This window comes from Ciceribacter sichuanensis, from assembly GCF_024055605.1.
GTDB classification, from domain to species: domain Bacteria; phylum Pseudomonadota; class Alphaproteobacteria; order Rhizobiales; family Rhizobiaceae; genus Allorhizobium; species Allorhizobium sichuanense.
In genome coordinates this window covers 941330-953958 of the sequence record NZ_JAMXLX010000001.1, presented here as the reverse complement: position 1 = coordinate 953958, position 12629 = coordinate 941330, and the positions used below count along the sequence as shown (strand labels likewise).

11 protein-coding genes are annotated in these 12629 nt (G+C 60.8%); 8 read left to right on the top strand and 3 right to left on the bottom strand.

Features of this window, described 5'->3' with window-relative positions; translation table 11 throughout:
* Window positions 1–16 precede the first annotated feature (16 nt).
* Entirely contained in the window at window positions 17–634 is a 618-nt protein-coding gene (gene plsY / locus NBH21_RS04640) for a glycerol-3-phosphate 1-O-acyltransferase PlsY (protein WP_250912737.1), read from the top strand.
* Between the two features lie 4 nt (window positions 635–638).
* A complete protein-coding gene (gene dprA, locus NBH21_RS04635; RefSeq protein ID WP_250912736.1) occupies window positions 639–1793 on the top strand; it encodes a DNA-processing protein DprA in 1155 nt (384 codons plus the stop codon).
* Here the strand turns inward: dprA and NBH21_RS04630 are convergent.
* A complete protein-coding gene (locus NBH21_RS04630; RefSeq protein WP_250912825.1) occupies window positions 1746–1973 on the bottom strand; it encodes a hypothetical protein in 228 nt (75 codons plus the stop codon). The genes dprA and NBH21_RS04630 overlap by 48 nt on opposite strands.
* Window positions 1974–2241: 268 nt before the next feature.
* Between NBH21_RS04630 and topA the strand changes: the two genes are divergently transcribed.
* The 6 genes from topA to rpmG all read left to right on the top strand — a co-directional run bounded on the left by topA (window position 2242) and on the right by rpmG (window position 9894).
* Window positions 2242–4905 (top strand): type I DNA topoisomerase, encoded by a 2664-nt coding sequence (gene topA / locus NBH21_RS04625; RefSeq protein ID WP_250912735.1) that lies wholly within the window; start codon window positions 2242–2244, stop codon window positions 4903–4905.
* Window positions 4906–5012: 107 nt separating this feature from the next.
* Window positions 5013–7271: a ribonuclease R gene (gene rnr / locus NBH21_RS04620; RefSeq protein WP_250912824.1), complete on the top strand. Its 2259-nt coding sequence runs from the start codon at window positions 5013–5015 to the stop codon at window positions 7269–7271.
* Between the two features lie 19 nt (window positions 7272–7290).
* The gene (locus tag NBH21_RS04615) at window positions 7291–7743 is read left to right on the top strand and encodes a DUF983 domain-containing protein (protein WP_250912823.1); all 453 of its coding nucleotides are present in this window, start codon (window positions 7291–7293) and stop codon (window positions 7741–7743) included.
* Complete coding sequence (locus NBH21_RS04610; protein WP_250912734.1) at window positions 7740–8444, top strand: NUDIX hydrolase; 705 nt, start codon at window positions 7740–7742, stop codon at window positions 8442–8444. Before NBH21_RS04615 ends, NBH21_RS04610 begins: the two co-directional genes overlap by 4 nt.
* 10 nt (window positions 8445–8454) lie before the next feature.
* Window positions 8455–9639 (top strand): MFS transporter, encoded by a 1185-nt coding sequence (locus tag NBH21_RS04605; protein ID WP_250912733.1) that lies wholly within the window; start codon window positions 8455–8457, stop codon window positions 9637–9639.
* Between the two features lie 87 nt (window positions 9640–9726).
* Window positions 9727–9894, top strand: coding sequence for a 50S ribosomal protein L33 (gene rpmG, locus NBH21_RS04600; protein ID WP_006727600.1), 168 nt, complete (start codon window positions 9727–9729; stop codon window positions 9892–9894).
* An 856-nt stretch (window positions 9895–10750) separates the two neighbouring features.
* On the opposite strand, the gene NBH21_RS04595 is transcribed toward rpmG, so the two are convergent.
* Window positions 10751–12124, bottom strand: coding sequence for a PleD family two-component system response regulator (locus NBH21_RS04595; RefSeq protein ID WP_250912732.1), 1374 nt, complete (start codon window positions 12122–12124; stop codon window positions 10751–10753).
* 14 nt (window positions 12125–12138) lie between these two features.
* The gene (locus NBH21_RS04590) at window positions 12139–12510 is read right to left on the bottom strand and encodes a response regulator (protein WP_099057498.1); all 372 of its coding nucleotides are present in this window, start codon (window positions 12508–12510) and stop codon (window positions 12139–12141) included.
* Window positions 12511–12629: the final 119 nt, after the last annotated feature.

Here is a 12629-nt window from a genome sequence, read left to right as displayed (position 1 = left end):
CAAGGGGAAGAAAGACGTGCCTGAAGTGAACTACCTCTCCATCGGCTGGCCGGCGCTGATCGCGGTGCTCAGCCTCGGCTATCTCCTCGGTTCCATTCCCTTCGGCCTCGTCCTGACGCGGCTCGCCGGCCTGGGCGACCTGCGCTCGATCGGCTCGGGCAATATCGGTGCGACCAATGTGCTCAGAACCGGCAACAAGAAACTTGCCGCCGCAACGCTGCTGCTCGACGCGCTGAAGGCGACCGCAGCCGCGGTGATCGCGCAGGCGGTGTTCGGTCACAATGCCGGGCTGCTGGCGGGCTTTGCCGCCTTCATCGGCCACCTCTTCCCCGTCTGGCTCGGCTTCAAGGGCGGCAAGGGCGTCGCCACCTATATCGGCACGCTGCTCGGGGTCGCCCCGCTGATGGTGCTGGTATTCGCCATCGTCTGGCTGTCGATCGCCTACCTCTCCCGCTACTCATCGCTGTCCGCTCTGGTTGCAACCCTTGTCATTCCGGTTGTCCTGTGGATACTGGGTGCGCAGGAAGCTTCCCTCGTCACCTCGGCCATGACCGTCATTACTTACTGGCGGCACAAGCCGAATATCGAGCGGCTGATCGCCGGGACGGAAAGCAAGATCGGGCAAAAGGGATGACTGCATGCCGGCAGGCAGCGCAAGACGAAAGGGGATTGCGCTGACAGACCGGCAAAGGATCGCCTGGTTAAGGCTGATCCGCAGCGACAATGTCGGCCCCGCTACCTTTCGCGACCTCATCAACCATTTCGGTTCGGCCGAAGCAGCAATAGAGGCGCTACCGGAACTTTCCCGCCGGGGAGGATCGACCCGTTCGATCCGGATCGCCTCGGAAGGCGAAGCCATTCGGGAACTCGAGACGGCCACCCGCTTCGGCGCCCGTTTTCTCGGTATCGGCGAACCGGACTACCCTTCCGCCCTGAGGCAGATCGACGCGGCACCTCCCCTTCTCGCGGTTAAAGGCGATCTGACGACGGCTTCTCTGCCGAGCGTCGGTGTGGTCGGTTCCCGCAACGCATCGATCAGCGGGGCGAAATTCGCCGCGATGATATCCCGCGATATCGGCCGTGCAGGTTACTCCGTCATTTCAGGTCTGGCGCGCGGCATAGACACGGCCGCCCATCGCGCAAGTCTCGATACCGGAACGATTGCCGCCATGGCCGGCGGACTCGATCAGCCCTATCCTCCCGAAAATCTCGCCCTATTTCGGGAAATCTGCGATGGTCGCGGACTGGCGATTTCCGAAATGCCGTTCGGATGGGAGGCCCGCGCGCGGGATTTTCCCCGGCGCAACCGGCTTATTGCCGGAGTTGCCCTGGGTGTCGTCGTAATTGAGGCCGCGGCACGCTCGGGATCGCTCATCACGGCGCGTCTGGCCGGCGAGTTCGGGCGGCTGGTTTTCGCCGTTCCCGGTTCACCGCTCGACCCGCGATGCGAAGGCACCAACGGCCTGCTGAAAGACGGCGCCACGGTGACGACGCGCCCGGAGGATGTATTGCAGGCACTCGCCCCGATTTCGGAAATCGATCTGTTTACGCCACCGCAGGCAAATGAGCCCGATAATGGAGAGCATGACCGCCCCATGACGCCGCCACCCAGCGAAAGCGATCGGACACGCATCATCGATGCGCTCGGACCGACCCCGGTGGAGGTGGATGACATCATTCGTCATACTGGACTGGCCGCCCAGTCCGTCTATCTGGTGCTTCTGGAACTTGATATTGCAGGCCGCCTACACCGGCATGCGGGTGGCCTTGTTTCCATTTCCATGATGGATTGACAGCGAACGGCGGCCGGCCTGCACGTCACCTGCCTCCACATAGGCCATCTCGATAAGATAGCAGAGCATCTCGGCACCCTCGCTTTCGGCGACCGAGCGCAACTCGCCGAGCATCTGCCGAATATAAGCTATATTTTCCAGTGTATCGGCGCCGCCTGCACCGTTTATTTTCGAAACCATTCCATCGCTCGCAATTTGTGTCCGGAGCACACCGAACACCCTCAAATCATCTGGAAAAAACGATAGCTCATTTATCTTAAATTGCAATCTCAAGTTAATCTCTCAAAGGTTGCATTACGTTGCATACTGCAGAAAATATGCGTTACCCCTTGACCGCGACCGAATCCCTGTCCATTTCGGGGAACCGGTTTTCGAGGCGCAGTCCTTGAGACGAGGCCGCAAGAACGCTGCCGAATTAGAAGCACTGATTGAGGTGCAGAGAAAAACAATGAATGTCGTAGTCGTAGAATCTCCTGCCAAGGCCAAGACGATCAACAAGTATCTCGGTTCCGGATACAAGGTTCTGGCTTCGTTCGGCCATGTGCGGGATCTGCCGGCCAAGGACGGTTCGGTGCGGCCGGAAGAAGATTTCGAGATGCTCTGGGAGGTCGACAGTGCCTCACAGAAACGCATGAAGGACATTGCCGACGCGGTCAAATCGTCCGACGGCCTCATTCTCGCGACCGACCCGGATCGCGAGGGAGAAGCGATTTCCTGGCATGTGCTCGACCTGCTCAAGAAGAAGCGGGTTCTGGGCGACAAGCCGGTGAAGCGCGTCGTCTTCAACGCGATTACCAAGAAGGCCGTGCTCGACGCGATGGCGCATCCGCGCGATATCGACATTCCCCTGGTCGATGCCTACCTCGCCCGCCGTGCGCTCGACTATCTTGTCGGCTTCAACCTGTCGCCGGTGCTGTGGCGCAAGCTGCCCGGCGCCCGATCCGCCGGCCGCGTGCAGTCGGTGGCGCTTCGCCTCGTCTGCGACCGTGAAAACGAGATCGAGCTCTTCGTCGCGGAAGAGTACTGGAACATCTCGGCGCTGCTGAAGACGCCTCGCGGCGATGAATTCGAAGCGAAGCTCGTTTCCGCCGACGGCAAGCGCATCCAGCGCAACTCCGTTACCAACGGCACGGATGCCGGCCGGATCAAGGAAATGCTGGAAAGCGCGCGCTATGCCGTCGACAGCGTCGAGGCCAAGCCGGTCAAGCGCAATCCCGGCCCGCCCTTCACCACCTCCACCTTGCAGCAGGCAGCATCGTCGAAGCTTGGCTTCTCCGCTTCGCGCACCATGCAGGTCGCCCAGAAGCTCTATGAAGGTATCGACATCGGCGGCGAGACGGTGGGTCTCATTACCTATATGCGTACCGACGGCGTACAGATGGCGCCTGAGGCCATCGACGCTGCCCGCGCCGCCGTCGCCGACCAGTTTGGTGCGCGTTACGTGCCGGATAAGCCGCGCCTCTATTCCACCAAGGCGAAGAACGCCCAGGAAGCGCACGAAGCCATCCGCCCGACCGACTTCAACCGGTCGCCCGATCAGGTGCGCCGCTTCCTCGACGCCGACCAGTTGAAGCTCTACGACCTCATCTGGAAGCGCGGCATCGCCAGCCAGATGGCTTCGGCCGAAATCGAGCGGACTACGGTCGAGATCCTTGCGACCCGCGACAGCGAGAAGGCAGGCCTTCGCGCCGTGGGTTCGGTCATCCGTTTCGACGGCTTCATCGCGGCCTATGTGGACCAGCGGGAAGATGGCGAAGGCGGAGATGACGACGAAGACGGCCGCCTGCCCGAGATCAATGCCCGCGAAGCGCTGGCCAAGCAGAAGGTCAATGCCAGCCAGCACTTCACCGAGCCGCCGCCGCGCTACTCGGAAGCCTCGCTGATCAAGAAGATGGAAGAACTCGGCATCGGCCGTCCTTCCACCTATGCCGCGACACTGAAGACGCTTTCCGACCGCGAATACGTCGTCACCGAAAAACGCAAGCTGATCCCGCATTCCAAGGGCCGGCTGGTGACAGCTTTCCTCGAAAGCTTCTTCACCAAGTATGTCGAATACGACTTCACCGCCGATCTCGAGGAAAAGCTCGACAAGATCTCGGCTGGCGAACTCGACTGGAAGCAGGTTCTGCGCGACTTCTGGAAGGACTTCTTCGCACAGATCGAGGACACCAAGGAACTGCGCGTCACCAACGTGCTGGACGCCCTGAACGAGGCTCTGGCGCCGCTCGTCTTCCCGAAGCGGGAGGACGGCTCCGATCCGCGCATCTGCCAGGTCTGCGGCACCGGCAACCTCTCGCTGAAGCTCGGCAAGTACGGCGCCTTTGTCGGCTGCTCGAACTATCCGGAGTGCAACTACACCCGCCAACTCTCCTCGGAAGGTGGGGCGGAAGCCGAAGCCGGTGGTGGCAACGAGCCGAAGGCGCTCGGCAAGGATCCCGTCACGGACGAGGAAATCACGCTGCGGACCGGCCGTTTCGGACCCTATGTGCAGCGTGGCGACGGCAAGGAAGCCAAGCGCTCATCCCTGCCGAAGGGCTGGACGCCGTCGATGATCGATCTGGAGAAGGCGCTCTCGCTGCTTTCGCTGCCGCGCGAGGTCGGGGCGCATCCCGAAGGCGGCAAGATGATCTCGGCCGGCCTTGGCCGCTACGGACCTTTCGTGCTGCATGACGGCACCTATGCCAATCTGGAAACGATCGAGGACGTTCTTTCGATCGGCCTCAATCGTGCTGTCACGGTTCTGGCTGAAAAGCAGAGTAAGGGCCCGGGTGGACGCGGACGGGCAGCCCCCGCCGCGCTGAAGGAAATGGGCGAGCATCCCGATGGCGGCGCGATCACCGTTCGCGATGGCCGTTACGGTCCCTATATTAACTGGGGCAAGGTCAACGCCACGCTGCCGAAGGGCAAGGACCCGCAATCGGTGACGATGGAAGAGGCGCTTGCGCTGATCGCCGAGCGGGCCGCCAAGGATGGCGGCAAGCCGGCCAAAGCCAAGAAGGCTCCCGCCAAGGCGACAAAGGCCAAGGCTGCGGATGCCGACGAAGCCGCGCCGAAGAAGAAATCCGCCGCCAAGCCGAAGGCCAAGGCGGCATCGAAGACGAAGAAGAGCTGAAATTGACAAGACCACCGCGCGATACCGACACTGACACCGCCCCCCGCAACCGGCGGGAGCGGCGCGCGGAAAGGGCAGCAGGCGCTGCAAAGAGCGGCAAGCAACCCATCATCCATGGGGCTGTTCCGCCGCGCGAAGTGCTTCTGGAATTCATCGCCGACAATCCCGACCGCGCCTCCAAGCGCGAAATCGCCAAGGCGTTCGGCCTGAAGGGCGATGCACGCGTCGAGCTCAAGGACCTGTTGCGCGCGATGGAAGATGACGGCCTTCTCCAGAAGAGCCGCAAGTCGCTGGCACGTCCCGGCGCGCTGCCGCCCGTCACCGTTCTCGACATCACCACCCGTGACAAGGACGGCGAACTGATCGGCCGACCTGCGGAGTGGGACGAGGAGCTGGGTGTTGCACCTGCCGTTGCGATCCGCCAATCGAGCGCGGACCGTGCCAAGGGCAAGGCCCCGGTCGGTGGTCTAGGTGACCGCGTTCTCGCCAAGATATTCCCGTCGAAGGATCGGGCCGGCCCCGCCTATACCGCGCGGATCATCAAGGTCATCGACAAGCATCGTAACGCCCTGCTCGGCGTCTACCGCGAAATGCCCGGCACCAGTGGCGGACGGCTGATGCCGATCGAACGGCGTGGCGAGGAGTTGCAGATCGATGCAGCCGATCTCGGGGACGCCAAGGACGGCGATCTCGTCGAAGCGGAAGTGCTGCGTTCCGGCCGCTTCGGCTTGACCCGTGCCCGCGTGCTTTCGGTGATCGGCTCGGTCGCGTCCGAGAAGGCGATCTCGATGATCGCCATCCATGCGCATGGCATTCCCTACATCTTCCCGCAATCGGTCATTTCCGAGGCGGAGGATGCGAAGCCCGCATCCATGTCGCATCGTGAAGACTGGCGCGACCTGCCGCTGATCACCATCGACCCGGCGGACGCCAAGGACCACGACGACGCCGTCTATGCCGAACTGGACCCCTCTCCCGACAATCCGGGTGGCGTAATCGTCACCGTCGCGATTGCCGACGTCTCCTGGTATGTGCGGTCAAAATCCGCGCTCGACCGGGAAGCGGTGAAGCGTGGCAATTCCGTTTATTTCCCGGATCGCGTCGTGCCGATGCTGCCGGAGCGGATTTCCAACGATCTCTGCTCCCTGCGTGAAGGCGTGGACCGGCCGGCGCTCGCCGCCCGCATGATCTTCTCGAAGGAAGGCCGCAAGGCGGGCCACACCTTCCATCGTATCATGATGAAGAGCGCGGCCAAGCTCTCCTACCAGCAGGCGCAGGCCGCCATCGACGGCAAGACGGACGACAAGACGGGACCTTTGCTGGAACCGATCCTCAAGCCGCTGTGGCATGCCTACGAGATCCTGAAGCGCGGGCGCGACCGGCGCCAGCCGCTGGAACTAGACATGCCGGAACGCAAGATCATCCTCAAGGAAGACGGCACCGTCGACCGGGTGCATGTGCCTGACAGACTCGATGCCCACAAGCTGATCGAGGAGATGATGATCCAGGCGAACGTCGCCGCCGCCGAGACGCTGGAAAAGAAACGCCAGCCGCTGGTCTACCGCGTCCACGACGCACCGACGCTCTCCAAGCAGGAAGCGCTGCGCGAGTTTCTGGGGACCATCGGGCTCTCGCTCGCCAAGGGCAACCTGCGCTCCAATTCGTTCAACGGCATCCTCGCCAAGGCTCTAGACACGCCGCACCAGACCATGGTCAACGAGATGGTGTTGCGCTCCCAGAGCCAGGCGATCTACAGCCCCGAAAACATCGGCCATTTCGGCCTGAACCTCTTGAAATACGCCCACTTTACCTCGCCGATCCGCCGTTATGCCGACCTGATCGTGCACCGGGCGCTGGTGGGCTCTCTCGGGCTTGGCGAAGGCGGCATCACGCCCGAGGAAGAAGCTGCACTCGACGATATCGCAGCGGAGATTTCGACATTCGAGCGCCGCGCCATGGCGGCAGAGCGGGATACCATCAACCGCCTGATCGCCCACCATCTGGCCGGTCGTATCGGCGATGAGTTCGCCGGTCAGGTTTCCGGTGTCACCAAGGCCGGTCTGTTCATTGCCCTGCCGCAGTTCGGCGCCGACGGCTTCATTCCCGTCTCGACGCTTGGACGCGACTACTACATCTATGACGAGGCCCACCAGGCTCTGTCCGGAGAGAAGACGGGCACGGGATACCGTCTCGGCGATTCCGTCGAGGTGCGACTTGTGGAAGCCATTCCGCTCGCCGGCGCCCTGCGCTTCGAAATGCTGAGCGAAGGTCGGCCCATGCCCGTCGCGGTGCGCTCCTTCCACAAGTCGACACGGCGCGGCGCGATGAAGAAGCCCGGGACAAGGCCCAACCGGCCACGGAGGTAAACACATGGAGGGTGTGAGGATGGAGGCCGGAAACACGCAGGAGCCGACACGGTTCGGCGGAGAGGAATTGCCGGAGCGTCGTCTCGGGCAGTCGATAAAACGCGGCCTTCTCAACACATGTCCGGCCTGCGGCAGCGGCAAGCTGTTCCGCGCCTACCTGAAACCGGTCGATACCTGTGCTGCCTGTGGCGAGGAGATCTTCCATCACCGCGCCGACGACCTGCCGCCCTATCTCGTCATCATCGTTCTCGGCCATGTCCTTCTCGGCGGCTTCATGATGACGGACCTCATATTCCCGGCATCCGACTGGGTGCATCTGGCGATCTGGGTGCCGATTGCAATCATCACCTCGCTGATCACCATCCAGCCGATCAAGGGTGGAGTCATCGGCCTGCAATGGGCACTGAGGATGCACGGCTTTGGCGGTGATGCAGGCGAGCCGGGAGAATTCCACCAGAAGACCGGCTCATGACATCCCATCCCTTCGAGGCGCAGGACAAGGCTTCCGCTTCGAAAGCGAAGCTGCGACCCAGGGATGCAGCATCGCTGATCCTCATCGATCGTGCCGGCAGTCGCCCCCGGGTGCTGGTCGGCAAGCGCGGCAGCAAGCATGCCTTCATGCCGGATCTCTACGTGTTTCCCGGCGGCAGGCGAGACCGGCAGGACCGCAACCTTCCCTTCAGGCGCGACCTTCACCCGACCGTGCTGGCACGGCTGACGGGCGGCCTCGACGACCCCTCGCTTGCCGGGCGCTGCCGTGCGCTTGCGCTGGCTGCGTTGCGTGAACTCGATGAAGAGACAGGCCTCATCATCGGAACCCTCGAAACCGGCGGAAACCAGCACAGCCGCTTCAGCGCCGATCTCGGCGCCCTGCGCTACGTGGCGCGTGCGATCACGCCGCCCGGCAATGTGCGCCGCTTCGACACCCGTTTCTTCCTGACTTTCTGCGACGAGACCGGCGTCGATCCCGGCGCGATCCGGGATTCCGCCGAGTTGCAGGACCTGCAATGGCTTGACATGCACGATGTTTCCGGTCTGAACATGCCGGCCATCACCAGGACGATCCTGGAAGATGTCAGGACGCAGATGAAAGACGATCCGTCTTTACCTTTTGGAAGCGACGGACCGTTCTACTTCTCCCGGCGCGGCCGATTCTTCCGCGATACGATTTAAGGGCCGACTCATGACAAAGCCGTCCAACGGCGATAACTGCCATCGCGAAGAGATTCACTGGCCGTCTCTCATCGCTGCTGTCGTCTCCATTTCCTCGGTCGGCATCGCCATCGGTCTCGGACTGCCCCTGCTTTCGATCATTCTCGAAAAGCGCGGGATCTCGTCCACGATGATCGGGCTTAATTCCGCCATGGCAGGCATCGCGGCCATGGTTGCCGCGCCAGTGACCATGAAGCTCGCCCATAGCTATGGCGTTGCCAAGACAATGCTCTGGGCAGTCCTCATATCGGCGCTGAGCGGCCTCGGCTTCTATTACGCGGACCAGTTCTGGATGTGGTTCCCATTGCGGCTTGCCTTTCATGGCTCCACCACCACCCTCTTCATTCTTTCCGAATTCTGGATCAACGCCGCGGCCCCGCCCCGACGGCGAGGCCTCGTTCTCGGGATCTACGCCACCGTGCTCTCCGTCGGCTTCGCCGCCGGGCCCCTGCTCTTCTCATTGATCGGCAGCGAGGGTGTCCTGCCGTTCCTGGTGGCCGCTATCGCGATCCTGGCGGCGGCGGTACCGATCTTCATTGCGCGAGGGGAAAGCCCTGCCCTCGACACCAAGCCGGAGCGGCACTTCTTCCGCTATATCCTTCTCGTGCCCACCGCGACGGCAGCCGTCTTCGTCTTCGGCGCGGTGGAGGCCGGCGGCCTTTCGCTCTTTCCCATCTACGCCACGCGCTCCGGCTTCACCGAGTCGCAGGCAGCACTGCTGCTGACCGTCATGGGCATCGGCAACATGGTCTTCCAGATCCCGCTCGGCATGCTGTCCGACCACATGAAGGATCGCCGCGTCCTGCTCGGCGTCATGGCCACCGTCGGCCTCGCCGGCTCGCTTGCCCTTCCCTGGCTCTCGCAAAGCTGGCTGCTGATGGCCGCTGTCCTGTTCTTCTGGGGCGGCAGTGTCTCGGGGCTCTATACCGTGGGTCTCAGCCATCTCGGCTCGCGACTCACCGGCTCGGATCTCGCAGCCGCCAATGCGGCCTTCGTTTTCTGCTATGCAGTGGGCACCGTAGCCGGGCCGCAAGCCATCGGCGCTGCCATCGATATTTCGGGCAATCACGGATTTGCATGGGCGATTGCAGGTTTCTTTGCACTCTATGTGCTTGTTTCGCTGGGCAGATTGTTTTTTAAACCCAAACGGACTTGACTTTTCGGGCGCGATTTGTAGTTTCGCGCCAGATTTGCCGTGGGCCTTTGATCGTCCGCGGCTTCGTTTATTAAAGGCAGGACGACCATGGCCAAGGCTACAACCATCAAGATCAAGCTGCTGTCGACGGCCGACACGGGCTTCTTTTACGTCACCACGAAGAACAGCCGTACGATGACGGAAAAGATGACGAAGACCAAGTACGACCCGGTCGCTAAGAAGCACGTCGAATTCAAGGAAACCAAGATCAAGTAATCCTTGGTCTGACCGGTTTCGGCGGAACAGGCGCGTTGCCAATGCAGCGCGCTTTTTTCGTTTGCGCGGTTTAAAAATCAAGTCGGCATCTACGGCAACGAGACTTCTCGTTCCGGACCATCCTCGAAATGCTCGCAACAAAAAAGGCACCGCGCCTGCCCGGCAGCGGTGCCTTCTTGTGTTCGGGGGCCGGTCAACATGCAAAAACGGCACGAGGAACCGCTAAATATTGCATGTCAACCGACCGACCCCACGACCCAGGAGATGCGGCGGACCTGAGCATCATGGGGTATCACTTGCCTCTCTCGAAGGCGTTTTCTTTATTGAGTACAACTTCCCTCAAAACGAATTGAAAATCAACATTTTCTTAACCGTTTCGCAGATCCGTTGCGCCTATGGTTAAGATCACCGTCAAACGCCTTGTTCCTTCCAAATCGAAAGTACGGGTATATTTGCAAAAATTTTAAATACTCTCAAAATTACTTCGATTTGAGTATTAGAAAAAAATGGCTTCATGGACGGAAACGCACATGCCCGGCAGCATTTGAATCGCCCGAAGCCCGATTCGCATAGCCATCGGCATGTACAGATGACCAGCGCCTCAGAGGCACAACATGAAAACACTTCAGCGCGGCTAAAAACTACAATTTCAGGTCGCAATACGACCTTGGAACGGCTCAATATTACTATTGCCGACAGGTTCTCATACGCGGCAGCGAAAACTGTGAACCGCGGAACCAACATTGGTCTGGATAGTGTTTCAGGCTTCGATCAGGCGCAATCCCCCAATACGGGAGGTTGACAGCTGCCCAGAAGTCAAATCCAACAGAATCTAGGAACGCCGGTACTCTGTCGATCAGGCCGCGGATGCCACCACACGGTTTCGACCACTCGCCTTTGCCTGATAAAGAGCCCTGTCGGCCTGCTTCATCAATTGCTCCGGGGTGTCGATATCAGGTCCGAGCGTTGCGATCCCCATGGAGGCGGTAACTTCAAGGCTTCCCTCGGCGGATCTCAGGACGAACGGCCGGGATTCGATAATGCCACGCAACCGCTCGGCAATCATCGCGGCGATATCAGCCGGCGTATCCGGCATAACCACGACGAATTCCTCACCGCCATAACGGCAGGCGAGATCGGCGCCGCGAACGGTTGAACGAATTCTTGTCGCGAATTCCTTCAATACGTCATCGCCGGCGTCGTGGCCATTGCTGTCGTTTACCTGCTTGAAGCGATCGATATCGACCATGCAGACGGAAAGCGGGCGACCACGCGCTTTCGCCCGCGCGAAGAGTATCTTCAGATGATTGTCGAGATAGCGCCGGTTATGAAGCCCGGTCAGACCATCGGTCACGGCCAGTTCGATCGTCTGCTTCACGCTGTTGCGAAGCCGGTCGTTCAGGCGCTTGCGGCGGATCTGGGTCAGCGCGCGGGCCACGAGTTCGTTCGGGTCCAGCGGACGCATGATGTAATCGTTCACACCGAGATCGAGCGCCCGAATGACAGTCGCCTCATCGTTGTGCTCGGTGATGAGCAGCAGCGGGATGAAACGGGTGCGCTCCAGCGAGCGAAGCTGCGAGCAAAGGCGCAAAGGATCGTAATCATCTAGGTTTCCATTGACGATCACGAGGTCGAAAGGATTTTCCGCAGCCTCGAAGACGGCCGCCTGCGGGTCAGACATGGCGCTAACGACGGCAATCGGCTTCAGCGTCTTAATGATGCGTTCCTGGGATGCGGCGCGGCTGTCGACCAGCAGGACCTGCGCCGGCTCGTCCAGCCGTCCGTCGGTCAAGCGTATCGGGTCTTCGACACCGATGTTGTGGGCGGCTTCGGCACGTATCCTGAGTTCATCGCTGAGCGTCTTCAGGCGCACAAGGCTCTTCACGCGGGAGATGAGTTGCAGGTCGTTGACGGGCTTCGTCAGAAAATCGTCGGCACCGGCTTTCAGGCCGCGAACGCGATCGGAGGGCTGATCAAGCGCAGTGACCATCACAACGGGAATATGGGCTGTGCGCGGATTGGCCTTCAGCCGCTCGCAAACCTCGAAGCCGTCCATTCCTGGCATCATAATATCGAGAAGAATGACGTCGACCTGGGTACGGTCGCAGATGTCGAGGGCATCATGGCCGTTATCGGCCGTCAGGACGTCGAAATACTCGGCAAGCAGTCGGGCTTCCAGCAGCTTGACGTTTGCTGGAATGTCGTCGACGACAAGAATTCTCGCAGTCATCCCTCACCCTTCCCTCAAGCGTCGCCGAGATAGGTCTTGATCGTCTCGATGAATTTCGGCACCGATATGGGCTTGGAGACATAGGCCTCGCAGCCACCCTGACGAATGCGTTCCTCGTCACCTTTCATGGCAAAGGCCGTGACCGCAATGACAGGGATCACATGCAGTTCCGGATCTTCCTTCAACCACTTGGTCACTTCCAGTCCGGAAACCTCCGGAAGCTGAATGTCCATCAGGATCAGGTCGGGACGGTGCTTGCGGGCGAGATCGAGCGCTTCCATGCCATTGCGCGTCTGGATCGTCTCGTACCCGGAGGCTTCGATAAGATCGCGGAAGAGCTTCATGTTCAGCTCATTGTCTTCGACAATCATTACCTTCTTGGGCATAAACCAGTCCTTCGATCCCGTCCGGCGCCCTGCAGAAGGTCAATTACCGACAGCAGTCTGCACTTTCCGTGTCATGGCATGCTAAGGTGATTTGGTTGAGAAATAGGTAACTCGGCACG